We start from the raw sequence: 25063 nt of genomic DNA, 5'->3' as shown, positions 1-25063 counted from the left end.
TCGTCATCCCGCTACTTGTTAGCGGGATCTAGAGATACCGCGAATGAATCGCGGTATGACGGTTTGTGGCGGCATGACGATAAGGTTTATACCTTGTCATCCCAGTGCTTGACACTGGGATGACAGCTAGCCTGACAATCGTCATCCCGCTACGTGTTAGCGGGATCTATGCTTTGAGATACTGCGAATGAATCGCGGTATGATGGTTAAGTAAGGGATCTATGCTAAGAGATGCCAAAGACCTTCATGAAACTTTGCCCATTTGGCTTCTCTAAAGATTTCGTTTACAGAATCTAGTAACTTAGCTATGCAGAATAAAAAAAGTTTGTATGGTATACAAATAGTGTGTTTTTTTTATAATTATTTTCTATAATACATAAACCTTTGGTCCAAGCTGTAAATGCCACCATAGGCATTAAAAGTTAATTAACAAACTGCAATGTATAATTAAATAAAGAAACTTGTAAGACTTTGATCTTACAGATTATAAACTTGTCATAAAGTTTAATAGTGTCTGTTACTGCTTTTAGGTGTGAGGCTAGAGGGTTATTAGCAGTAACAGACACTATTAAACTTATTATAAAATTTACTTAAAGTAAATACTTAATTTAAAATATTATAATATTTTTACTTACAATAGATTTATGTAAATGCTTTTTTCCTCAATTAGTATTGTACTATTATACTTGTTGAATGCTAAAAAATTATTAACCATCACTAATCTCTATTTGCATAGTAAGTTTATATATACTATTATACAGTATATCACTTAGTTTTATAGCAAACAAACAAAAGATATGGTGAAGTTATTTGCACTATTGATAATATTTTACTCAAATATATCTGTTGCCTCTGCTCCTACTTCCTGGCAATTTGGATTTCCTGCTCCTGCAACTGAAGTAATGGAGGCTGTAGTTAGGTCACATTCGTTTGTGATGCTTGTGATGGTTACAATAATGCTTTTTGTGTGGGCGCTGCTTGCTTATATAGCGTTTCGCTTTCGTAAAAGCAAAGTAACAAACATAAGTAAAACTACCCATAGTGTTCCTTTAGAAATTATTTGGTTTGTTATACCAACTATCATTGTTGGTATATTAGCCTTTGAAAACGCTAAATTACTGAAGCTACAGGAAGAAATACCGAAAGCTGATATAACACTGAAAGTTATTGGCCATCAATGGTATTGGAGTTACCAATATCCAGAATATCAAGGTGTGTCATTTGATAGTTATATTAAGGGAAAAGAAGACTTTATCGAAGGAGATTTAAAGCTGTTCTCTGTTGATAACAACATCGTTTTACCCGTTAATGCTAACGTTCGTTTACAAGTTACAGCAGGAGATGTTATACATAGCTGGGGAGTACCAGCTTTTGGTGTAAAAATTGATGCGATACCAGGTAGGCTGAATGAGGCGTGGTTTAATATCAAAAAGCCTGGTGTTTATTATGGGCAGTGCTACGAATTGTGTGGTCAAGGCCATGGATTTATGCCAATTGTTGTTGAAGCAGTAAGCAAAGAAGATTTTAATAAGTGGATTGAAAATAGAAAATTAGTGAGTTAAATTTGGAGTATAGATATGAGTGACGTACCAAAGGGCATAAAGCGTTGGTTGTTTTCCACCAATCATAAAGATATAGGGACACTGTACATTATTTTTTCCATATTAGCTGGAATTATTGGTGGATTATTATCGGTGATTATTCGCACTCAGCTAATGCACATTAATATACTTAACAATAACTATCAATTATATAACGTAATGGTTACAGGGCATGCGTTGATAATGGTGTTTTTTATGATAATGCCAGCCCTCATGGGAGGATTTGGTAACTGGTTTGTACCTCTCATGATTGGCGCACCAGATATGGCGTTTCCTCGTATGAATAATTTGAGTTTCTGGTTATTAGTGTCATCTTTTATTTTGCTCATTCTCTCAGTGTTTATTGGTGAAGGTCCAGGTACAGGTTGGACTTTATATCCACCTTTATCACAGGTAATGTCCCATCCAAGTGCAGGAGTTGACATTGCTATACTTGCACTCCACGTTGCTGGTATGTCGTCAATTGTTGGGGCGATCAACTTTATAGTTACTATATTTAACATGCGCGCAAAAGGCATGTCATTAACTAAGATGCCACTGTTTGTTTGGTCTGTCTTGTTAACAGCATTTATGTTGATTGTTGCCTTACCAGTGCTTGCCGGTGCTATAACTATGCTTCTTACTGATCGCAATATTGGTACTTCCTTTTTTGATCCTGCCGGTGGCGGCGATCCTGTGTTATTTCAACATCTATTTTGGTTTTTTGGTCATCCAGAAGTTTACGTAATTATTTTTCCTGCATTTGGCATCATAAGTCAGGTTGTATCAACTTTTTCTCACAGACCTGTATTTGGTTACATAGGGATGGTTTATGCAATGATAGGTATAGCAGTATTTGGCTTTATGGTTTGGGCTCACCATATGTTCACTGTTGGGCTTAGTGCTGACGCTGCTGCATTTTTTAGCACTACCACAATTTTTATCGGTGTTATAACTGGTGTAAAAGTCTTTAGCTGGATTGCAACTATGTGGGGTGGAGCAATTGAGTTTAAGACCCCTATGCTATTTGCACTAGGTTTTATTTTCATGTTTGTTGGCGGTGGCATAACGGGAATAATTCTTTCTCATGGTGGAATAGATAAGCTCTTGCACGACACCTATTATGTTGTTGCTCACTTCCATTATGTCATGTCACTTGCTGCATTATTTGGAGCTTTTGCTGGCTTTTATTATTGGATTGGTAAAATGTCGGGTAAACAATATAATGAGCGCTTAGGTCAAATCCACTTTTGGCTTACTTTTATTAGCACCAATATCACTTTTTTACCTCAACATTTCTTGGGATTAGCTGGTATGCCAAGACGTATACCTGATTATCCTGATGCGTTTATCCCTTGGAATTATATATCCTCAATTGGCTCATATATGTCCTTTGTTTCAGTTATGTTTTTTGTGTTTATAGTTATACATCTCTTCAAATGGGGCAAGAAAGCTGGAGATAATCCTTGGAAAGGTGACACCTTGGAATGGACGGTATCTTCACCACCGCCTTTTCATACTTTCGAAAAGCCACCAGTGGTAAAATAGAATGTACACAAGTGTTTTGCTAAATGTTGAATCAACAATACTGGATTTTTGGCGTTTGCTGAAGCCAAGGATAATGTATCTTGTGGTATTTACTGCAGTTGCCGGTATGGTTGCTGCACCAGGTGGTATGCATCCTTTTCTAGCATTAATATCTCTTATATGTGTTGCTCTTGGCTCAGGATCTGCAGGTGCTATAAATATGTGGTATGACAGAGATATAGATCTGCTCATGGAAAGGACAAAAAACCGCCCTATACCCTCAGGTAGAGTTTCTGCAGAAAGCGCGCTTGAATTTGGTATCACTCTTGGAATATTATCAGTATTTATCATGGCAATAGCAGTAAACTATATTTCTGCTGCTTTACTTGCAATCAGCATATTGTTTTACGTTTTTGTATATACGATCTGGCTCAAAAGACGCACTCCGCAGAATATCGTTATCGGTGGTGCAGCAGGTGCTTTCCCTCCAATGATTGGCTGGGCAGCTGTGACTAATTCTGTAAGTTGGGAAAGTTTCATTTTATTTTTAGTAATTTTTATGTGGACTCCACCACACTTTTGGGCCCTATCTTTAAATAAGTCTGAAGACTATGTAAAGGCATCGATTCCAATGTTCAATATTGTTTATGGTCCGAAGAAAACAAGAAAATATATATTAATTTATAGTGTTTTGCTGGTGCTAACTAGCTTGCTTCCAGCTCTATTCTTGAAAAAGGCTTTACTTTATCTAAGCATGGCAACCTTTGAAGGGTGCGTTTTTATTTGGTACGCTATATCAATTCTCAGATTCAAGAACCACAGCTCACAGAAAAAAATGTTTTCTTATTCAATTTCTTATCTATTTTCCCTATTCGCCAGTATTATTTTTTGTTCTATTGATTTATTTTAATTATGAAAGAACGGCAGAAGCATAAAAACTATTTTTTACTTTTCCTTTTGGTAATGCTCGTTGTCACACTTTTTTTTGTTTCTATAATAAAATTTAAAGGTGCAGCTTAAACTACCTTTAGAAATTGTGCTTTCATAGAAGCAACTATATACTTTATTAATTCATTACAGTTAAAGATGAGCAAAAAGGAAGTGACAATATATACGGATGGGGCGTGTTCTGGTAATCCTGGAGCGGGAGGATGGGCAGCTATCATATTATTTCAAGATTATAGAAAAGACATTTATGGTAGAGAAGAAAATACCACAAACAATAAAATGGAGTTAACAGCGGTGATCAATGGGCTGAAAGTATTGAAATTTTCTTGTAATATTAATTTATATACGGATAGTCTCTATGTTAAACATGGCATAACAGAGTGGATAAATAAGTGGAAAATGAATGGTTGGAAAACAAGTAATAAAAAATCAGTAAAAAATATGGAATTGTGGAAAGAGTTAGACAACGTTGCTTTACAACACGAAATTGATTGGAAGTGGGTTAAAGCACACAGTGGCGATAAGTATAATGAGGAGGCTGATAGTTTAGCAAGAAAAGCAATAATCAATGCTTAAAAAAATTACTGTATTATTTTCCGTAGCTTTATTGTTCATATTGTGCTTCTTTATTTTTTTAAAGCCTTTAGAAATCAATATTAATTATGTTAATTTTTATGTTAAACATAAAATATCAAAAATATTTGTTGGCTCAAGCGTTAATGTGGAGAATACCTCAGTTGTTTGGCAGAAAGGTAGCAAAGATCCGTATTTAGTCATTACAGATTTGGCAATAGCAAACCCTAATTTTACTATAAAAGTTCCTGAGCTTTTTGTACATTTTAAGTTAAGTTCCTTATTTAAAGGTAACATAAAATTTTCTCAAGTTTTAGCTGATAATGTGCGTGTATATATCAAGAGAGAAGAAATTAATGTTAATCCGCAAAACTCATTAGACCTTTTGGATAATCATTATTTAAGTAATAACCGCCTTCCTTCGGTGTCATTCCAGCGCGTGACGCTGGAATCTAGAAAAAAAGAAACAAGTAGTCAAGCTACTTGGATGACAGGAAAAAAAGATATTGGGATGACAGGAAAAAAAGATACTGGGATGACAGGGAAGAATTTCAAGATGACAGAAAGCAGTGCAAAAAATCTATTAAAAACAATAAGGGAATTTTTTTTTGACTTAAATGCGGATTCAAAAATTGAATTTACTAACATCGCTATTAATAAAGGCACGGAAGATGAATTTTTTATTGATAAATTGTATATAGGGAAGGGGGAAGATTTTAATGTTTTAGATATTCATGTGAATACAAAAGATGAAAAGGGATTTTTGGATGATTTATCAATTACGATAAAAAATCGCAACAATTTGCTAAATGTGTACGGGACATTTTATGATCTAAAATTGGGACTATTAAGCGAGTTTTCTACATTAGTTAAAAGCTACAATTTGGACAAAAATATAGGATTCAAAGGAAGCTTCTCAGTGAAAATTAATAAAAAGGATGAAATTGTAGATGGAAATATATACGTATTGAATACAGAAAATTATTTGAACAAAAATTTGGCCTTAACTAATGTAAATATAAATTTAACATATAGTAATGGAATTATTAGTGTAAAAAACTTCCATTTTAAGTTAAATGACACGTATCTCTCTTTAATAGGCAAAATGAACTTTGGTACAAGTCATGCTTTGCTTAGAATTAATATTAGTAAGTTTGCTGCAAAGGATTTATGTACTTATATACCAGATAGTGTAGTAAATAGTAAATTTAAAAGCTGGTATTGTGATAATATTGATGGGGATGTTTTAAATACCATTGTAAGTTTCAATGGCAAAATTAACAATTTGGTTGATGACGATCTGTCAGACATTGTAATTGTTGCTGATATAGAAAACGGTAGCGTAAAATTTGATGAAGATTTTGAGCAAGTAAAGGAATTAAAGGGTGATTTGATCATCAAGAATAACGATCTTGAAATTACTGTAAATAGCGCTAAGTTTCAGAATTTCACTGTTAATGGTGGTGATATTGAAATGAAATCTCTAAATAAGGAAGATTCAGTTCTAACCATTAATGGCAAAGCTGTAAGTGATGCGTATGGTTTATATGAGCCTATAAGATTTAAGCTGGATGATGTGGTGAAGGTTGAAAGGGATAAAGTAAGTGGAATGGCAAAATCCGTATTTAATTTTCGCATTTTTAATCTAAATGCTGATGACAAAAAAGTAGACTTCTCAGCAAATTTTCATTCTGAAATTGACAATTTGGCCGTCTATAATGCAAGTCTTGGTAAATATGATATTAAGCTTAGTTTTGGCAGTGACTTTATAGATTTAAATGGTAGTGGTATGGTGAATAACACACAGCTATTATTTGACCTGAAAAGTAGCAATAGGAATGAAAGTTTCGCCTGGAATTTGACCGGAGATTTACCCGCTCAAATATTTAATTTTGATAGTGGCTATGTCAGTGCAAATTTAGAGTCAGTGATAAATCAAGATAAGACGGGGTATGTTAATGGTGATATAGATTTATCAGAATTTGAATCACATTCAAGCTACTTAGGGTGGAAAAATCGCTTTGAAGATCACAATAAAATTTTGTTTTCTACAAGGTTAAAAGGAGCAGGTGAATTGTTAGTAGATAAATTAGACATTGTAGGAAATGACCTAGATATAAAATTCAGCGGAAGAGTAGAAAATGGAAATTTATATTTAAATTCTAGTAGCTTTAAATTGCCTGATAATGATTTTAGTATAGAAATTGAATCAGGTAAGGAGAAAAATGCCATAACTATTTATGGTGAGGAAATTAACTTAAGTGATATTTTAGGCTTGCTTGGCAAAAACAGTAATGGATTAAATAAAGATATAGAGATTAGTATGAATGTTGACAATGTAATTATGAAAGAAGGCATCGTTATCAAAAATGCTAAGCTGAATGTAACCTGTACTAAAGGTAATTGCAATGGAAGTCAATTTACAGGGCAGTTTCTGGAAGATAGCAGCAACATACTAGCAGAATACAGTGGAATAGGGCTCGAAATATATGCGGATAATTCAGGTATGCTTTTGCGTTCCTTAGGCATTAGTAAATCAATTAAAAACGGCAAATTGTCTTTTTATCTCTCTCCTCAGAGAGAAAGTGGAGAACATTATGGTACGTTATCCATTAGCAATTTCTACATCAAAGATGCTCCACTACTTACTACTTTATTGTCGATGTCTTCATTGCCTGGCATTGTAAATGCCATAAAAAATGAAGGTGTATACTTTTACAAATGTAATGCACCTTTTTCATACAAAGATGGCACTATTGAAATTGAAGAATCTTGGCTTGAAGGGGCGGAGTTAGGTATTAGCACTGGTGGTAAGCTCGATATTAGAAATTATAAATTCCAGGTTGCAGGACAAGTAATACCAGCATATTCAATTAATAAATCTTTGTTAAAAATTCCTATAATTGGAAAACTTCTTACTGGTGGGAAAAGTAGGGGAATCGTTTCAATAGACTATAAAGCAAGTGGTGATGACAAAAACAATAACGTATCTGTTGATCTTATCTCTTCGCTAACTCCAAACCTATTAAAGAGGTTATTGGGAGTGTTTGATCGCATTATGACAAAAACTAACGAAAGTGGCTTAAAAGGTGGTGTGAAAAAGAAATTTGGTTCGATATGACCAAAAGGGAAGTTATTTAACAAAATTATGGACAAAAATGCAAGAATTTCAGAATGATCTACCTGGTTTTTTATTTAGTTGTTTAAGTAATACCACTCCCTTTAACCTCTCTATATTTGCTGAACAACTAAAAAGGGTAGGGGGGTGGTTGTAAATTGTATCTGTTCAGCAGAGTGGCAAAATAAGGTAGACGAGAAAAGACAACTATAGGAACAAATGGGTGTCATGCCAGTGCGTGACACTGGTTTGGCTTTGTTGCATCGCTCTTCGGATAGTAGGTAACGCACAATAAATTTATGAAGCTATCTCAAATTTAGCCATGCCTATTTCAGTAAATTTGTTAAGCAAATAACATTTGAGTAGCAGTTCCCTCTCACGATTCATTTCAGATTTGTTCCTAAAACTAAATCCAAATGTCTTTTTTAATCGCGAGAAAAAACCTTCTATATAAGATCTTTTTCCATAACTCATCTCTTTTTTCCACTTCTTTATACCATCTTCATCATATGACTTTATGAGCTTGACTGCAGAATTTCTCTCAGCCATATAGTCTAACTTTGGATGCTCTGCTGCGTTGTTTTTCGGAGGAATTTTCGTTTTTATACCATATTGATTACACAGCTTATAGAGCTTTTCTCTGTCATATGCCCTATCTGCATATAGTACTTTTATGACATACTGAAAATCGACTTCTTTTAGCAAATCACAAGCTCCATAGTGATCAGCCGTTACTGTATTTTACAGCTATGGCTTTTTTGCTGTTTGTATTCAACATTACATGCAATTTTCTTGTCTGTTCATAGCTGCGATACTTTCTATCTTCGCTATTTTCTTTGCTATGACCAGGAGTGTTGTTGTATATACTAATTCCTGTACTGTCTATAGCAATTTCGATATCTTCCATATTATTTTCTGCAATCATTGATCTTAATATTGAGTTTCTTAAACCTTCTTGATGATTGTGAATAGCTGATAACTTGCAAATTTTTCCCAATTTGCTCAAGGTATCCTGCTATAAACCCAACTGTTTGCCTCAGGCCTATTCTAAATAAACAAGTTATTATGTGCACCAAAATTACAACTTTATCGCTATAAATATTGTTGCCACCTGGTATTTTTGGACCATTCTCGTACCACTTTTCTATGGCTTCGTTGATATAATGAAAAATATTTCCTCTTTTTTCTAGAAATTTGTTATATTCGCTATGGTTACTGACCCTCATTTTTTGTGGCATATTTTTTCTTTCAAGGTTAAATGGCTATTTTATAATGAATTTTGTCAGTAGCCACCAGATTTTTTCAGTTGCTATGCAACAAAGCCATCCCAGTGTCAAGCACTGGAATGACATCACAGGGGCACTGGAATTTTTGTTTCAATATTTGTACATTAGCCATGCATCTGAACAGATACTGTAAATTAGCTATATTACATTAGCCCATCAGATGAGTTGTAATGGTTATAATTGTCTGATAAGTGATCTCTAACATCGTGACCTAACTCATTGGCATCAGGCTTAACTTCGTGATCTAACTCATTAGCATCGAGCTTAAACAAAGAAGGATTATCATCAGATTGTTGATTAGACTCTTTCTCTTTCGACCCAAATAACCATGAAAAGAGTGATGAGATAGAATCAATAATGGATTTAATTGCTGAAAAAATATTGGATAAGAAATTACTGGGTTGCTGAGTATCCTCTTCGGCTGATTCTGGTTCAGGCTCTTTTCCTGCTGTGTCATCCACATCTTGTTCAGGCTTACTTCTGCTTATGAGTGTCTTATCTAACCATTTGGACATATTCTTGTCTGGATTATGAAAATACATTTTCTCTATGTCCTTGTTTTCATCAACAAAAATTACTACAGTTGCATTCTGACTTAATGACCCTTCATTTAATCTATAACGTTCACTAACGAGCGATTCATGAGAGTTCTTTATATCTTGAATCAATCGAAGTTTTTCTTCTTCTACTAAAAGGTAACCTCTGTGTTGTATAGCATAATTGGTCCCTTTGTACTTAAATTGCAACATTCCTGTAACCTCTGTGTAGTCATCACCTTTTTGTTCTTCTTCTGGCTCTGGATTCGTGCGGTTTTCATTTACCTCTTCTTCAGACTTACTTCTGCTTATAAGTGTCTTATCTAGCTGTTTGAATATATTTTTGTCGGAGTTTCGAAAATACATTCGACTTATCTCCTTATTTTCATCAACGTGAATCGATAAAACTGTATTCTCATTCCCCAATCCATCACATTCACTAACGAGCGATTCATGAGAGTTCTTAATGTCTTTGATAAATTGAAATTTTTCTTCTTCTGAAAAGTACTTGCATCTTACGTTATAAGTGGTGCCTTTGTATTTAAAACTAAATATCCATCCATGGTCTTTATATTCATCTACTAGTTCATGAATATTCTTGACATTTTGTATAGCTTTAAATTTTTCATCTTCTGAAAAGTCCTTGTATCTTACGTTATAAGTGGTGCCTTTGTATTTAAAACTAAATATCCATCCATGGTCTTCATATTCATCTAGTCCAGAATTCTTGACACGTTGTATAATTTGAAATTTTTCATCTTCTGAAAGGTCCTTGAGGTATATACTACCAGTTGTATCTTTATATTTAAATTTAAACATCCATCCATGGTCTTCATATTCATCTAGTCCAGAACTCTTGACACGTTGTATAATTTGAAATTTCTCTTCTTCTGAAAGGTTTAGGCGGTATACACTACCAGTTGTACCTATGTATTTAAAAATAAAACTCCATCCATCGTATTTATATTCATCTACACCCATCTGCTTGCAAATAGCTTTATAATTTTTTTCTTCTACTTCTCGTCCAACAACATTTGCTATGAGTTCAGTATCCAGAATACTCAAAGTTTGGACTGTTGCCGATGGTGAAAAACACAATTGAAATATGTGGCCTAGCTCATGACCCAGAACAAAATCCATGGCACTTTGCTTATATGTCAGAGTATTCTGACAATCTGTTACTCCTCGTGTAATATATCCTGGACTACCATCTTCATCTATGCCGAGAAGATTGTTATACTTTGTATAATCGCTTCTATTATTGAAAATGTAAACCGTTATATTTTTACTTATGCTACTATCTTTGAAGCAAAACTTTTCTTTAAATGCCTCATAGGCAGTTTTAATGTCTGTTTCTATTTGGTTTTGTTCCTGCTCAGATAAGTTGTCGTATTTTATAGTACAATTTATATACCCGTATTTAACGGTAAAGCTGTTAGACAAAACATCATGTATATTTGTGGAAAAATAATTGAACTGCTTTGACTCGGCTTCTTTATACAATTGATGCCCATATTTATCACTAGAATACTTTGGTAGTTTAGGTACTTTGGCAATTAAGTTTTTGTTACTATCAAAAAAAGAAATATCAGAATTACCAATCCTAAAATCCTTTATAGATTGCCCGCAAGTGCCATCATTTGCACAATCATGATTATCTTTCTTATTAAACCATGCGTTGGTGTATTTTTCCATTTTGATACCTCACTACCAAACCTTACTATATTATTATCTTGGTAAAAATCATAATAATTCGTTAACTTGTATTTTAAATCTGTATCAAATGTGCTTTTCTCGTAAGGTATCAATTGTGAAGTAATTAACTTTATTTGTTTAAAATTTTGCTAAAATAGCTCTTTTTATACTATGTTTTATATAGCTAAACTGACTTAGATTTACTGACAATTTGAAAAACAAAAATTCGTCATTCCGCTACTATAGTATTTTCTAAAACGAATGATAAACGTCTAAAATGGTATTACCAACTAAAAGGTGTAAGTTTGTACATTGATGCATTAGAGGTCTGAGGCGACTTTTGATGGTGTGCCAACAATGCTCTATCGGATTTAGATCTTACTATTACCCACAAATATAAATGTTTGTTGCATAGCTCTTAATGGCATAACTTTTGCTTGAAATAACTGTTTATATGGTGCAATTTACAGCTTTTAGTTGCTAAAATTATAACTCTTAGTTTAATAATTTTAGTCTAATAAGCTTTCAGGTTAATAAAATTAAATTATTTGAGTAAATACAATATTATGTTTTTATTTGTGGGTAATAGTAAGGCTTAAAGCAAAATGTAGTACGAACGGTAGGTGGATCTAAAAGATCGAATTACAATCCTGTATACAGCATTTTGCATTATTGTTTGATTATATTTATAGGTACAAAAATGGCTAGAATAATTTTCATGGGAGTAGATGTTTCCAAGGAAGCATTGGACATCTCAATTAATGGCAAGCATAAGCGCATAGCAAACGTGAGTGATGCTATATCTAAGTTTATAGAAACAAATATAGTCGATTTACCCATCAAGTTATATGTAAACTGGTGGCTATGAAAAGCTCATTATAAAATTGTTGCAAGATAACTGTCCATAAAGCTCACCCGAATCGGGTATATGCATTTGCCAAAGCTTGCAATCATTTTGCAAAAACTGACAAGTTAGATGCTAAATTACTGGAAAAATACGCTGAATTTGTCAGTAAAGACGGTGAAGTAAAAGGATGTATAATTTCACAAAAGCAAGAGGAATTAAAGGAGCTGGGGGCAGTTGAGCGTAATTTAAATGATGCAATTCATGCAAACAAGTGTCGCCTGCAAAGTGCGACGGGAAAAGCTAGAGAATACATAGAAAGACAGATAGGGTTTGCTGAAAAACAATTGAAAGAAATTAGGCAAGACATAGAAGACACAATAGATTCTGACCCTGAATTGAAAGGAAAAAATGAGCTTTTAATCAGCTATAAAGGTATTGGTCAAAGACGGCGAGCGTTCTACTGACAGAGGTGCCTGAGCTTGGTAGGTTAGAGAATAGAGAAATTGCATGCTTAGTTGGAGTTGCACCTAAAACTAGTGAAAGTGGAAGAAAAGTTGGCAAAGCTCAAATCAAAGGAGGCAGGTTTTATGCAAGGAAAGCACTATACATGTCAGCTCTTGTTGCTATGCGCCACAACAGAAAAATGAAAGCGTTTTATCAGCGTTTGGTTGATTCTGGCAAAGCTGCTAAGGTTGCATTAGTTGCTGTCATGAGAAAAATTATCGTTTGTTTAAATGCCATGATAAAAAATAACAACTTTTATCTTGACTCTTAAGACGGTAGATGACAGACCATTGATTGTATGGGTTCCATCTGTTATATATAATCTTTTTGAATACGAAGAAAACTGATGAATGAGTATGATATTACGGTTATAGGTAGCGGTCCTGGTGGTTATATAGCGGCAATTAGGGCGGCACAGCTTGGGTTTAAAACTGCAATTGTGGAAAAAGAAAAAAATTTAGGCGGTATATGCTTAAATTGGGGATGTATACCAACAAAATCACTGCTTAGAGCATCTGAGGTTTATAGGCTAATAAAAAGATCAAAAGAGTTTGGTATAGAAGTAAAGGGAGCGAATTTTGATATACAATCAATAGTGAAATACTCAAGAAACGTTGTTGATAAATTGTCAAGCGGTGTTGCATATTTGATGAAAAAAAATAATATCAAAGTTCATCAAGGTTTTGGTAAACTTGCAGGCAATGGTACTATAAAAGTCGTTAGCGATAAGGAAGAACAAGAAATTGTTTCCAAGCATATCATTTTAGCAACAGGCGTGAGGGCACGGAATCTGCCTGGAATAGAGGCAGATGGAGATTTAATATGGAATGCGCAGCACGCTATGACTCCAGAGAGATTACCAAAATCGCTACTAATTATAGGGTCTGGTGCAATTGGAATAGAATTTGCAAGTTTTTATAGTACTTTGGGGGTTGATGTAACAATCATAGAGATAAAGAGCACTATTTTGCCGCTGGAGGATAAGGACATTTCAGATTTAGCACAAGAAATATTCACAAAACAGGGGATAAAAATATATACAAACAGTAGCGTAAAAGCTCTTACTAAAAGTAAAGACTCTGCTCAAGTGCTACTAAGTAGTGGTGAAAGCAAAGAATTTGATAAGGTGATTGTTGCGGTTGGAATTCAAGCAAATATTGAAAATATAGGTTTAGAAAATACAAAAATTAAATTAAGCCCTTCTGGCTTTATTGAAACGAATGAATGGTATGAAACTAGTGAATCAAATGTGTATGCAATAGGTGATGTAGCTGGCCCACCATGTTTAGCACATAAAGCGAGCCATGAAGCCGTGATCTGCATTGAAAAGATTGCTGGTAAAAATGCTCATGCGTTAAAAAAAGAATGCATACCAAATTGCACTTATTCTCATCCACAAATAGCGAGCATCGGCCTTACTGAGGAACAGGCAATAAAAGGTGGGTATGATATAAAAATAGGAAAATTTCACTCTAATTTTAATGGTAAGTCTGTTGCACTCAGTGAAACTGAAGGGTTAGTGAAAACGATTATAGATAAAAAAACCGGAGAAATTCTGGGTAGCCACATGATAGGTGCAGAAGTAACGGAGTTAATTAGCAATTTTGCTCTTGCAAAGCAACTAGAAGGAACAGACTTCGACATAAAATCTACGATTTTTCCTCATCCAACCATTTCAGAGATGATACATGAATCAGTGCTTGCTGCAGATGTTAAATAGTTGAACTAACGTTCCATCGTTTTAGAGTTGTCAATGTTTTGAGTAGTAGTTTGATTAGGCACTTTAGTTTCAATAGATTGATTACCACCAGCATCAGAATTCTGTAACTCTTCTTTCAATCCCTTAGCTGCTTCTTTAACTTCAAGCTTTGCCTTTGGATGAAGATCTTCTGGGCCTTTTCCTTTAGTATCCAAACCTTGTTGTAGATTAGTGCTTTTCATTTTATTATGCTGCTCGTGCTCAGGTAGGTCAACGACCGAATTGAAAAGAATTTTTATTATATTTTTTAGCAGTTCTAAAAAACCTCCGCTTCTGCCTTCTCTTTGTTCTTGAGGTTTATTTTTCTCATTAGGTTCTTTTTTACTATTACTTTTAGGCATTTTTAACTCAACTATCATAACGCTTAATAAAATTCTACGTGCAAATTGTTAAATAACAGTTAACAATCTAGGATTTATTATTTACAGATGGATATTATTTTAGCAACAGGTGGCACAGGTGGGCATATCTTTCCGGCCATAGCTTTAGCAAAAGCACTAAAGACACAAGGATACAATTGCATATTATTCACTGATAAAAAAACAAATAAAAATACCGACATAGAAAGCTACACCTTACCATTACGTAGACCAAGCAGCAACAAATTTAAGTTTTTCCTTTTCTTGATATACAGCTCTATGTTAGCACTGTATCAAGTAAGAAAATTAAAACCAAAATCGGTCATTGGTTTTGGTAGCTATGCTTCTTTTCCAACTCTTCTTGCAGCAAGAGTTCTTTCTATACCTATAATTTTACATGAACAAAACACAGTTTTAGGGAGAGTAAATAGATTCTTTTTCAAGAGTGCAAAATTAATTGCAACCAGCTTTCCGGAGACTAAATATGCAGAGGGCAATAAATGTATTTTTACAGGAAATTTTGTTGATATAAAAGCACAGAGCCATTCTAGCACTGAGAAAATCCTAAATATATTGGTCATAGCAGGCAGCCAAGGTGCAAATTTTTTTGATGATGTAGTAAGCAGCGTAATTTGTGATTTACCTATTAAAATGAAAAAGAAAATTAGAGTGACGCAGCAATGTACGAAGAAAAATGTAAACAAGGTCAAAAGTCTATACAAAAGTGAAAAGATCGATTGTGAATTGAGTGAATTTTTTGATGATATGGAGAATAGACTGGCCAATGCTCACTTGGTAATTAGCAGAGCAGGAGCAACTTCAATAGCAGAGATCACTCTTGCTAGGCGTTCTGCTATATATATTCCTTACCCTTACTCAAAAGATAATCACCAATTTTATAACGCAAAATATATTGAAGACTCGAGAGCAGCTATAATAGTTGAGCAGAATAGTGAAGCAAAAAAAAATCTAACAGAGGTACTATTTGATCTATTAAATAATTCTCAAAAATTGCGTGATATGACCAATAGTACAGAAAAAACAGGGATAAAGAATGGGACTACTGAGTTTGTTAAGGTGATTGTTCACAGGTTTAGTTGATGGCTGCTTGCTTTTTCTTCAAACACGTCCCAAAGATCCTTTTCTAGCGATATATTATACAATTTATTGATATAAACTACTCCCGTGGGTGAAGTTGTGTTAATTTCGAGCAGGAAGTCATCTATAATATCAATACCAACAAATATTAGCCCTCTTTTCTTTAATTCAGGACCAATTTTGTTACATATTTCATTGTTTCTATCGTTCATTTGAGCGGGCTCAAAACTTGCTCCAAGTCGCATGTTTGTTCTGATCTCTCCACTGATTTTTGGAATTCGTTTCATTACACCAATTGGTTGGCCATAAAGTAGCAATATTCTTTTATCTTTATCTATGTTTTTACAAAATGATTGTGCAATCACAGGGCATTCGTATTTTGCTATCATGAGATCCACTACTACTTGAATACTATTCTCATCTTGTATTCTTATCACATCGTTTCCTCCATAACTATACAATGGCTTCAGAATAATATCTTGATAGTTGTAGTAGAAATCTCTAATCATTGATATATTTTCAGTAATCAAAGTTGGCGGAATTAGCTCTGGAAATAATGAAGTTATCAATTTTTCAGGACAATTTCTTATTTCTGTTGGATTGTTAATTACCAATGCGCTGGTTTTTTCTAAGATATATGTTGTTGTAATATAACGCATATCAAAGGGTGGATCCTGTCTGATAAATATGATGTCCATTTCATTCAAGTTGATTGCTACATCCTCTTTAGAGATAAAACTAAAATCATCAACGCTGACTTTCTGAGCCAGAGCAATTGGATGGTTTAGCTTTAGTGCTAAATTGTTAGGAGCATAGACAAAAACTTCGTGCTTCCTCCTTTGTGCTTCCTTTATTAGCACGAATGTAGTGTCAGTTTCAAAATTTATATTTTCATCCATCTGAAAGGCAATTTTCATTTATGTTCTCTACCTATTGTCACAACTGTACAAATGTTATAATTTGAAAGCGATTTTTGCCTAATGGCGTAACTTACTGTACCTGTATCGTACATAACTTACAACTTGTTTTACTCCCTTTACTTTTCTTGCAATTGCTATTACAGCTTTTAATTCCGCTTTATTTTGGGCTATACCCATCAAATAAACAACTCTATCAACCGTATTAACGCTATAATTAATTGACTTAATATTTCTTTTTCCCAGGAGTCTTGTTCTTATTTCCGCTGTTATCATGCCATCTACAGTGGTGTCTAGCATGGAAGCCATTTGAATTGGTATTACTCTTATTTCATTTATCACTTCTTTAATTTCTTTTTGCTGCCAAGCTATTTTTTCTGCTGTAAGTTGTTTTTCAGGAGTGTCAACACTTCCAATGAGCAATACTCTTCCTTCACTTACTTTAACCTTTATGGATGAAAATAGCCCATGTTTTAAGAGCCCCTTATTAATTCTGATGACCATAGTCGTATCATCAATGATATTTCCCAAGGATTTGTCCTGCATTGTTATTGCTGTTGCTGTCGCTGTAGCCACCACACCACCTATTATAAGGGTTGTGCAACCACTTTGTGTAATCAAAAAAATTGCGAGTAAGAAGCTTGTTATTAATCTCATTATTGATTTTCATGGTTTAGAGCTTTCATTAAGAAATGTTAATAAGCTTTTTTGATTGTGTAAATACCATAAATTAAGTAAGACTTTAAACCTTGAATATTTTTAATGGAATACCTATAATAGGGTACTGAAAATTTCTTGCGGATATGGCGGAATTGGTAGACGTGCCAGGTTTAGGTCCTGGTGAGCTTGCTCGTGGGGGTTCAAGTCCCTCTATCCGCACTTTAAAGTCATGTAACTTAGGTTTTAAGGGAAAATTTATAATCACTAAATACACTTTTGTTTGTGTAAAAACCTGTTCTTAAGGATTGTGTTTAACTTAAATTCTGGTAAAATGACTCTATTAAGATATGAATTAAAATGTTAATAAATGAATTATGATGTCTAATAATATACCTCAAAATACAGTCGAAGTAAGTAGCGTATATACCTACAAAGAGCTTAGTATAGATAAACTAAAGTATGAGTATGAAATCACAGTTGGTAGTGATTATATAAAACAAAAGGTAAATTCCAGGTTGCAAGAGATAGCAGAAAATGCAAAATCACCTGGATTTAGGGCTGGAAAGATGCCCTATGACCTTGTTGTTGCAAATTATAAAAACGAGGCTTTGGAATATGTGATAAATAATACAATTGATTATTGCTCAAGTGATTTGATGAAAAAAATTGAAGTCAAGTCTCACATTTATCCTAAGGTTGATGTTATATCATTACCAGATCTGGGCAAAGAAAATGAGGAGGGCAATTTTGTATACAAGCTATCTTTTGAGTCGATGCCTGAAGTACCGATGATAGATCTTGACAAAATAAACTTAAAGAAAATTGAAGCAAAGATTGAAGAGGAAGATATAAAAGAATTTATTGATTCTATCAAAACAAAGTTCCCCAATTTTGCCTCTGTTGATGATGCTTCTTATCAAGCGAAAGATGGGGATAAATTGATAATTGATTTTGAAGGGCGGATTAGGAATAAGCTCTTTCAAGGTGGAAGTAGCAAAGATTTTGCCGTTAATTTAGGGTCTGGCACATTTATTAATGGTTTTGAAGATCAATTAACTGGTATGAAAAAGGGAGAAACAAAGAACTTTAAGTTGAAATTTCCTGAAAATTACCAAGCCATTTCCCTTGCAGGACAGGAAGCTGATTTTTCTGTGCGAGTTAATGAGATTCAAATTGCCAAAGATTTTGAAAATGATGATGAAATAGCTAAGAGTATTGGGTTTAAAGATTATTCTTTGCTAATAAATCATGCAAAAAAAATGATTGGTGATCAGTGCACCGAAATGAGAAATCTCTTAATTAAAAAGGAGCTGTTTGATTATTTGGATGCTAATTATAGTTTTGATTTACCCACAGACATAGTAAAACAGGAGCAACAAAGAATGGAAGGAGAATTGGGTGCTCAAAATGATTCTCGTAAAGAAGCTGAAAAACGTGTAAAGCTTGCTATGTTATTTATGAAATTTAGTGCAGAACATAAAATATCATTAACTCAAAATGATGTTTTGAGTGTTATTGTAAATCAATATGTCAGTAAAGATGTGCAATTTGACAGAGTAATTAAGCATTTTGAATCAAATAAACAATTTCAAGAATTAGTTAGAGGGCAAGCGCTTGAGTATAAAGTGACAGATTATATAATAGAAAAAGTTAGTAAAGAAGAGCAGATTGTTTCTGTGAAAGAATTAAAGGAATTATTTGATAATATTTAATAGGAAAAGGTATGACTCTTATACCAATTGTAGTTGAACAAACTAGTCGCGGTGAGCGCGCTTATGACATATATTCAAGACTAGTGAAAGAAAGAATAATTTTTGTAACAGGTCCTATTGAAGACAATATGGCCAGTGTAATAGTAGCACAGCTTTTATTTTTAGAATCGGAAAATCCCGATAAAGACATTTGTATGTACATCAACTCACCAGGTGGTGTTGTAACTGCTGGTTTGTCGATCTACGATACAATGCAGTATATAAACCCAGACGTTTCAACTTTATGTATAGGTCAAGCTGCGTCTATGGGTTCTTTATTGCTTGCAGCTGGTACAAAAGGTAAGCGCTACTCTCTACCTCATTCAAGAATTATGATACATCAGCCATCTGGTGGTTATCATGGTCAAGCAACTGATATAGAAATACATGCTAATGAAATTTTGCGAGTTAAGAAAAAACTAAATCAAATTTATGAAAAACATACTGGAAATTCACTGAAGAAAATTGAAGGAATGATGGAAAGAGATAAATTCATGGATCCTGAAGAAGCAAGGAAAATTGGCTTAATTGACAGGGTGATAGCTGAGCGTACAGATATTGAAATTGAAAATATTAAAGTTAAACAAAAGGTGGGTTAATGGATAACAATAATGATTTACACTACTGTTCTTTTTGCAACAAGGCGCAAGATGAAGTAGATAAATTGATTACTAACTCTTCGGATGGTTTAAAGGTGTTTATTTGTAATGAGTGCATAGAATTATCCCATAAAGCAATAAGTCAAAAGAAAGATAGATCTTTTAATTCAGATCGTATATCTGATATGAAGCTATTACTAAAGAAACCTGAGGATATAAAAAACTTTCTCAGCAAGCATGTTGTAGGTCAAGAACACGCGCAACACGTTTTATCTGTAGCTATGTATAACCATTGTCAATCCATGGTACAATTTCATGCTATAAGTGATATTGAAATCGAGAAGTCAAATATAATGCTTATTGGTTCCACTGGTTCTGGTAAGACTTTGCTAGCCAAAACACTTGCTAAAGTTTCAGATGTGCCATTTGCTATGGCTGATGCGACAACTTTAACTGAGGCAGGTTATGTGGGTGATGATGTAGAAAGCGTGTTGTCGCGTTTATTACAAGCTGCAAATTATGACGTTGTAAAAGCACAGCGTGGTATAGTGTTTATAGATGAAATAGACAAGATTACAAGAAAATCTGAAAGCACTTCAATAACCCGTGACGTTTCAGGTGAAGGGGTCCAGCAAGCTCTGCTTAAGATTATGGAGGGTACAGTTGCTTATGTTCCGCCACAAGGAGGGCGAAAACACCCGCAACAAGAGTTTATACAAGTGGATACTAGTAACATACTGTTTATTTGTGGAGGAGCTTTTGAAGGCCTCGATAAAATTATTGAAGCGAGAAAAAAGGGAACGTCAGTTGGCTTTGGAGCAGATATAAGTCAGTCTAAAGAGCAAAAGAAAAAGAATGCTTTACATGATGTTCAACCTGAAGATTTAATCAAATTCGGTTTAATACCCGAATTTGTAGGGCGGGTTCCAATAACTGCTGTTTTAGATGAGCTGGATCATGAAGATTTAATACATGTGTTGACAGAGCCAAGGAATGCACTAATAAAACAGTACAAAGCATTGCTTGCGTTTAGCAAAGTAAACCTTGAGTTTTCAGATGAAGCAATATCAGCTATTGCTAAAAAGGCTATAAGCTACAAAACAGGTGCAAGAATGTTACGTGCTATCTTGGAGTCACTTTTGCTTGACATTATGTATACATCTGGAAACGGAGGCTTTGAAGGTAGCACTATAGTAATCACTAAGAAAATGGTAGAATTAGGAAAAGCAACGGTTAATCATAATAACAATGGCAATGTTATAACGGTTAATGATTAATTTGAGGCATATATTATGAACATTGAACGTGCTGTAAGCTCTAGTTTTACTGCATTGCCAGTATTACCTTTAAGAGATGTAGTAATTTTTCCAAATATAATGGTGCCTTTATTCATAGGCAGAGAAAAATCTGTTAATGCACTAGAGTATGCAATAAGTAGTAGTAATCACCAAAATGAGATTTTTCTTGTAGCACAGAAAGATGGCTCTGTTGATAATCCAGAGCCTGAAGATCTTTATGAAGTAGGTGTGTTAGCAAGCATTGTACAACCGTTAATAAAATTACCTGACAATGCAGTAAAAGTTATAATCCGGGGGATAAGAAGGGGAAGAGTTGTAGAATATATTAGCTCTCATACTTTATTACAAGCCAGGGTAGAGTTAGACAATCATTATAAAGAAGATGAAGACAATATTGATTTAGAAGCTTTAAGGCGGTCTGTTGTAGACGCGTTCGATAGCTGGTGTGAGCTAAACAAGAAAAATCAACCCGAGGTTGCCATTAACTCCATTGATCAAATCAAAGAAGTTGATCAACTTGTAGACACGGTAGCTTCACATTTAAATATAAAAGTATCAGATAAACAAAGTATACTTGAGGCTTATGACCCAGAAGAGCGTTTAAAAAAAGCTTTTGCTTTTATTGAGAGAGAAATGAGTATTTTGAACGCACAAAACCGTTTATATAAGACAATTAAATCGCAAGTTGAAAGCACTCAGAAAGTTTACTACCTTAACGAGCAATTGAAAGCTATACAGAAAGAATTAGGCGAATTTGAGAATGGTGATGAAGGGAATATACTCAATGAATTTGAAAAAAAGATAAATGAAACAAAGCTTTCTCAGGAAGCAAGAGAGAAAGCTATAACTGATTTGAAGAGATACAAGAAAATGAATCCCATTTCTCCTGAAGCTACAGTTATATCTAGTTACTTGCATTGGTTGCTTGAGTTGCCATGGGGAAAGTACAAAGATGCAAAAATTAACTTAAATGCAGCTAAGAAAATCTTAGATGAAAATCATTATGGCATAGAGAAAGTAAAAGATAGAATAATAGAATTTTTAGCGGTATTAAAAAGAGTAAAAGAGATAAAAGGTCCTATACTTTGCTTAGTTGGACCGCCAGGTGTTGGTAAAACTTCTTTAGCTAAGTCTATGGCAAGAGCAGTAGGAAGAGATTTTGTTCGCATAGCTCTTGGTGGTGTGCGTGATGAGTCTGAGATACGAGGGCATAGGAAAACTTATATTGGCTCAATGCCTGGTAAAATCATTCAACACATGAAAAAAGCTAATTCATGCAACCCGCTTTTTCTGCTTGATGAAATAGATAAGATGGGTTCTGATTCGCGTGGCGATCCTGCATCTGCATTACTTGAGGTTTTAGATACTGAGCACAATAAACACTTTACGGATCATTACTTGGAAGTTGAGTTTGATCTTTCAAGTGTAATGTTTGTAGCTACGGCAAACAGCTTAAATTTACCACATCCTTTGCGTGATAGGATGGAAATTATACAATTGTCCGGGTATACTGAAGATGAAAAAATCAGTATTGCTACACACCACCTTATTCCGAAGTTAAAGAAGGAGCATGGTTTGTATCAGAAGGAATGGGACATAACTAATGAGGCGTTATACGAGTTGATACGTTTATATACACGTGAAAGTGGTGTGCGGAGTATGGAAAGGGAGCTTGCAAAGCTCATGAGAAAGGCAGTTAAAGAAATATTGACTGATAAAAATAAGAAAATATCCGTAGGGGTTGACAATTTACAAGATTATTTAGGGGTACGTAAATATACCTTTGGCATTGCGGAAAATGAGAGTTTAGTAGGAATAGTAACTGGGCTCGCCTATACTGAAACAGGTGGTGATATTTTGATGATAGAATCAGTCCTAATTCCGGGCAAGGGAGAAATAAAATACACAGGAAAGCTTGGAGAGGTTATGCAAGAATCTATAAAAGCTGCGTATAGTTATATTCGATCAAATTGTTTGTTTTTTGGTATAAAGCCCGAAAAATTCCAAAATAATGATATACATTTACATGTACCTGAGGGTGCAGTACCAAAAGATGGCCCTTCTGCTGGCGGCGCGGTATGTACGTCTATTGTTTCTCTTATGACGAATATACCAGTTAACAAAAATGTTGCTATGACAGGCGAAGTGACATTGCGTGGTAGAGTTTTAGCTATTGGGGGCTTAAGAGAAAAATTGCTTGCAGCGCTCAGAGGATCAATCAAAACTGTGATTATACCAAGTGAAAATGAGAAAGATATGCAAGAGATTCCGGCAAGCATCAAAGAGGGGATCAACGTAGTTTTTGCTAAGAATATTGATGAAGTTATGAAAGTTGCTTTAATGCACCCTACTACTCCAATTGATGGTGATGATAATCAAAATAGTGTGCCTTCCTCTATAGAAAGTAAAGATGATACTTTTCCTATGTCGGAAACATTGAAGCATTAGATTAAAAAAATATTATCAATCTCCATTTCTCTTTTATCTGGCAAGAATCCACCAACTTGTGCATCCCATAAGGATATGACTTGCTTTGTTGTTATGTCATTCATATTTTTTACTTATTCTATCTCCCAGTTTAATTCAAGTAGATGATATATTATAATAGTCCTTTTCATGGAAACCTTTTCTGGTGGATTGCTTTCTAGAAAAACATTGGTCAAGGTGCCAACTGTGGTTTATAATAATATAAATTATATCATAGTTGATTTGCGTTTATCAGAGCTGAGGTATGTTTTATTTTACAAATTTTTTGCCTATTTTACTGTTCTTGGCGTGTCAAATGCTTTTTATCAGTTATCTCCACTAGTAGCCATTGTTCCTGCCATAGCTCTGGGTTGGGTTTTATACAAGGGCAATACTGAAGAAAAAATGTATGCCTTTCTAGATGGGGTAAGAGATCGTAATATTATCACTATGTGCATCATTTTTTTACTTGCAGGTGCATTCAGTGAAGTAACTAAAGCAATCGGTAGTGCTGATGCCACAGTTAATTTGGCTCTTTCATTTATACCAACACAATTTTTACTCATAGGATTATTTTTTGTAGCAGCTTTCATCTCCACTGCTATTGGTACATCAATGGGCACCATTGCAACAATTGCTCCTATTGCAGTTGAACTGACACAAGCTGGGATTTCTCCTTCCTTAGGAGTTGCAACCGTTGTAGGAGGAGCAATGTTTGGCGACAATTTATCTATTATCTCTGATACTACAATTGCATCTGTGATGTCTCAAAAGGCTGATATAAAGAAAAAATTAAAACTGAATGCAAAAGTGGCACTAATTGCTTCTATATTCACAATAATTATATTATTTTATAGCTCAAGCAATAGTGCTGCTATTTCAGTTAAGGAGTATTCTTTATTGCTTGTGACTCCTTACATAATACTTATATTGCTTGCAAACTTTGGAATAAATGTATTTACGGCATTGGTTTTAAGCATAACTTTTGCTGGAATCATTGGATTTATAAATAACAACAATTATGGTTTATTGTTTTTAAGCCAAAACATCACTAAGGGGTTTATGAGTATGCATGAAATTATGCTACTGTCATTGATGGTTGGCGGGCTTTCAGGACTGGTAGGTAAAAATTCTAAGGAGCTTGCAGATAAACTTTCATCTTGGGTTATGATACAACGTGGTGGACAAAAAACTGCGCAATTATTTATTGCAAAAATAGTCAGCATATTTGATATTTTACTTGCAAATAACACCATCGCTATAATTTTTAGTGGTGAAATTGCTAGAGATATTGCTAAGAAATATGAAATACCGCCTCACTATAGTGCAGCATGGCTAGGCATATTTTCTTGTGTATTTCAAGGATTAATACCGTATGGCGCTCAATTGCTTTTGGCTAGCACTATTGCTGGAGTTTCACCTTTGGCAGTCGTGCCACACGTATACTATTGCTATGTTTTAGGTATTATTGCAGTGTTATATATTGTATTGAACAAAATTGAGAAAAAAGATTGTGCTTAATATACAAGACAACGCTCCGCT

Annotated in this window: 16 protein-coding genes, 1 tRNA gene and 2 pseudogenes; 14 read left to right on the top strand and 5 right to left on the bottom strand. The window is 34.3% G+C overall.

All coding sequences use genetic code 11. From position 1 onward, the window contains the following. Window positions 1–797: 797 nt before the first annotated feature. The 5 genes from coxB to WHA_RS02865 all read left to right on the top strand — a co-directional run bounded on the left by coxB (window position 798) and on the right by WHA_RS02865 (window position 7749). Complete coding sequence (gene coxB / locus WHA_RS02885) at window positions 798–1562, top strand: cytochrome c oxidase subunit II (RefSeq protein ID WP_015589127.1); 765 nt, start codon at window positions 798–800, stop codon at window positions 1560–1562. A 15-nt stretch (window positions 1563–1577) separates the two neighbouring features. Beyond that, window positions 1578–3128 (top strand): cytochrome c oxidase subunit I, encoded by a 1551-nt coding sequence (gene ctaD / locus WHA_RS02880; protein WP_015589126.1) that lies wholly within the window; start codon window positions 1578–1580, stop codon window positions 3126–3128. Window position 3129: 1 nt separating this feature from the next. Next, window positions 3130–4017 (top strand): heme o synthase, encoded by an 888-nt coding sequence (locus tag WHA_RS02875; RefSeq protein WP_015589125.1) that lies wholly within the window; start codon window positions 3130–3132, stop codon window positions 4015–4017. 176 nt (window positions 4018–4193) lie between these two features. Next, window positions 4194–4631, top strand: coding sequence for a ribonuclease HI (rnhA, locus tag WHA_RS02870; RefSeq protein ID WP_015589124.1), 438 nt, complete (start codon window positions 4194–4196; stop codon window positions 4629–4631). After that, a complete protein-coding gene (locus tag WHA_RS02865) occupies window positions 4624–7749 on the top strand; it encodes a YhdP family protein (protein ID WP_015589123.1) in 3126 nt (1041 codons plus the stop codon). Before rnhA ends, WHA_RS02865 begins: the two co-directional genes overlap by 8 nt. A gap of 294 nt (window positions 7750–8043) precedes the next feature. Here the strand turns inward: WHA_RS02865 and WHA_RS07525 are convergent. Continuing rightward, window positions 8044–8984 (bottom strand): annotated as a pseudogene (locus WHA_RS07525) (IS5 family transposase). Between the two features lie 191 nt (window positions 8985–9175). Beyond that, window positions 9176–11263, bottom strand: a complete 2088-nt coding sequence (locus WHA_RS02845; protein ID WP_015589122.1) for a hypothetical protein — start codon at window positions 11261–11263, stop codon at window positions 9176–9178. Between the two features lie 700 nt (window positions 11264–11963). Here WHA_RS02845 and WHA_RS07520 point away from each other — a divergent pair. Both WHA_RS07520 and lpdA read left to right on the top strand, forming a co-directional pair. Beyond that, window positions 11964–12885: pseudogene (locus WHA_RS07520) on the top strand (IS110 family RNA-guided transposase). 75 nt (window positions 12886–12960) lie between these two features. Next, on the top strand, window positions 12961–14334 hold the full coding sequence (gene lpdA, locus WHA_RS02835) for a dihydrolipoyl dehydrogenase (protein WP_015589121.1): 1374 nt from the start codon (window positions 12961–12963) through the stop codon (window positions 14332–14334). 5 nt (window positions 14335–14339) lie between these two features. Here lpdA and WHA_RS02830 read toward each other — a convergent pair whose 3' ends face one another. Next, complete coding sequence (locus tag WHA_RS02830; RefSeq protein ID WP_015589120.1) at window positions 14340–14732, bottom strand: hypothetical protein; 393 nt, start codon at window positions 14730–14732, stop codon at window positions 14340–14342. 69 nt (window positions 14733–14801) lie between these two features. On the opposite strand from WHA_RS02830, the gene murG reads away from it, so the two are divergent. Then, on the top strand, window positions 14802–15833 hold the full coding sequence (gene murG, locus WHA_RS02825) for an undecaprenyldiphospho-muramoylpentapeptide beta-N-acetylglucosaminyltransferase (RefSeq protein WP_015589119.1): 1032 nt from the start codon (window positions 14802–14804) through the stop codon (window positions 15831–15833). On the opposite strand, the gene gshB is transcribed toward murG, so the two are convergent. Further along, complete coding sequence (gene gshB / locus WHA_RS02820) at window positions 15818–16747, bottom strand: glutathione synthase (RefSeq protein WP_015589118.1); 930 nt, start codon at window positions 16745–16747, stop codon at window positions 15818–15820. The genes murG and gshB overlap by 16 nt on opposite strands. A gap of 60 nt (window positions 16748–16807) precedes the next feature. Then, window positions 16808–17404 carry a BON domain-containing protein gene (locus tag WHA_RS02815; protein ID WP_006279461.1) on the bottom strand — a complete coding sequence of 199 codons (597 nt, stop codon included), beginning with the start codon at window positions 17402–17404 and terminating at the stop codon, window positions 16808–16810. A 140-nt stretch (window positions 17405–17544) separates the two neighbouring features. Here WHA_RS02815 and WHA_RS02810 point away from each other — a divergent pair. From WHA_RS02810 to WHA_RS02785, 6 genes are all read left to right on the top strand, one after another. Then, a tRNA-Leu gene (locus tag WHA_RS02810) sits at window positions 17545–17626 on the top strand. A gap of 158 nt (window positions 17627–17784) precedes the next feature. Next, the gene (gene tig, locus WHA_RS02805; RefSeq protein ID WP_015589117.1) at window positions 17785–19119 is read left to right on the top strand and encodes a trigger factor; all 1335 of its coding nucleotides are present in this window, start codon (window positions 17785–17787) and stop codon (window positions 19117–19119) included. Between the two features lie 11 nt (window positions 19120–19130). After that, window positions 19131–19757 (top strand): ATP-dependent Clp endopeptidase proteolytic subunit ClpP, encoded by a 627-nt coding sequence (clpP, locus tag WHA_RS02800; RefSeq protein WP_006280254.1) that lies wholly within the window; start codon window positions 19131–19133, stop codon window positions 19755–19757. After that, window positions 19757–21034: an ATP-dependent Clp protease ATP-binding subunit ClpX gene (clpX, locus tag WHA_RS02795; protein ID WP_015589116.1), complete on the top strand. Its 1278-nt coding sequence runs from the start codon at window positions 19757–19759 to the stop codon at window positions 21032–21034. The genes clpP and clpX overlap by 1 nt, the downstream gene beginning before the upstream one ends. A gap of 15 nt (window positions 21035–21049) precedes the next feature. Next, window positions 21050–23503: an endopeptidase La gene (lon, locus tag WHA_RS02790; protein ID WP_015589115.1), complete on the top strand. Its 2454-nt coding sequence runs from the start codon at window positions 21050–21052 to the stop codon at window positions 23501–23503. A 168-nt stretch (window positions 23504–23671) separates the two neighbouring features. After that, window positions 23672–25042: a Na+/H+ antiporter NhaC family protein gene (locus WHA_RS02785; protein WP_015589114.1), complete on the top strand. Its 1371-nt coding sequence runs from the start codon at window positions 23672–23674 to the stop codon at window positions 25040–25042. Window positions 25043–25063 lie beyond the last annotated feature (21 nt).

It is taken from the genome of Wolbachia endosymbiont of Drosophila simulans wHa, assembly GCF_000376605.1.
In the GTDB taxonomy this organism is placed as follows: Bacteria; Pseudomonadota; Alphaproteobacteria; order Rickettsiales; family Anaplasmataceae; genus Wolbachia; species Wolbachia pipientis.
This window is presented reverse-complemented; position numbering and strand designations above follow the sequence as displayed.

What these genes read in the sequence shown, in the direction of transcription:
- WHA_RS02815 (WP_006279461.1), bottom strand. Translation starts at nt 17,404, where the DNA reads ATGAGATTAATAACAAGCTTCTTACTCGCAATTTTTTTGATTACACAA.
- tig (WP_015589117.1), top strand. Translation starts at nt 17,785, where the DNA reads ATGTCTAATAATATACCTCAAAATACAGTCGAAGTAAGTAGCGTATAT.
- WHA_RS02830 (WP_015589120.1), bottom strand. Translation starts at nt 14,732, where the DNA reads ATGATAGTTGAGTTAAAAATGCCTAAAAGTAATAGTAAAAAAGAACCT.
- lon (WP_015589115.1), top strand. Translation starts at nt 21,050, where the DNA reads ATGAACATTGAACGTGCTGTAAGCTCTAGTTTTACTGCATTGCCAGTA.
- ctaD (WP_015589126.1), top strand. Translation starts at nt 1,578, where the DNA reads ATGAGTGACGTACCAAAGGGCATAAAGCGTTGGTTGTTTTCCACCAAT.
- coxB (WP_015589127.1), top strand. Translation starts at nt 798, where the DNA reads ATGGTGAAGTTATTTGCACTATTGATAATATTTTACTCAAATATATCT.
- rnhA (WP_015589124.1), top strand. Translation starts at nt 4,194, where the DNA reads ATGAGCAAAAAGGAAGTGACAATATATACGGATGGGGCGTGTTCTGGT.
- WHA_RS02865 (WP_015589123.1), top strand. Translation starts at nt 4,624, where the DNA reads ATGCTTAAAAAAATTACTGTATTATTTTCCGTAGCTTTATTGTTCATA.
- murG (WP_015589119.1), top strand. Translation starts at nt 14,802, where the DNA reads ATGGATATTATTTTAGCAACAGGTGGCACAGGTGGGCATATCTTTCCG.
- WHA_RS02875 (WP_015589125.1), top strand. Translation starts at nt 3,130, where the DNA reads ATGTACACAAGTGTTTTGCTAAATGTTGAATCAACAATACTGGATTTT.
- clpX (WP_015589116.1), top strand. Translation starts at nt 19,757, where the DNA reads ATGGATAACAATAATGATTTACACTACTGTTCTTTTTGCAACAAGGCG.
- lpdA (WP_015589121.1), top strand. Translation starts at nt 12,961, where the DNA reads ATGAATGAGTATGATATTACGGTTATAGGTAGCGGTCCTGGTGGTTAT.
- WHA_RS02845 (WP_015589122.1), bottom strand. Translation starts at nt 11,263, where the DNA reads ATGGAAAAATACACCAACGCATGGTTTAATAAGAAAGATAATCATGAT.
- clpP (WP_006280254.1), top strand. Translation starts at nt 19,131, where the DNA reads ATGACTCTTATACCAATTGTAGTTGAACAAACTAGTCGCGGTGAGCGC.
- WHA_RS02785 (WP_015589114.1), top strand. Translation starts at nt 23,672, where the DNA reads ATGGAAACCTTTTCTGGTGGATTGCTTTCTAGAAAAACATTGGTCAAG.
- gshB (WP_015589118.1), bottom strand. Translation starts at nt 16,747, where the DNA reads ATGAAAATTGCCTTTCAGATGGATGAAAATATAAATTTTGAAACTGAC.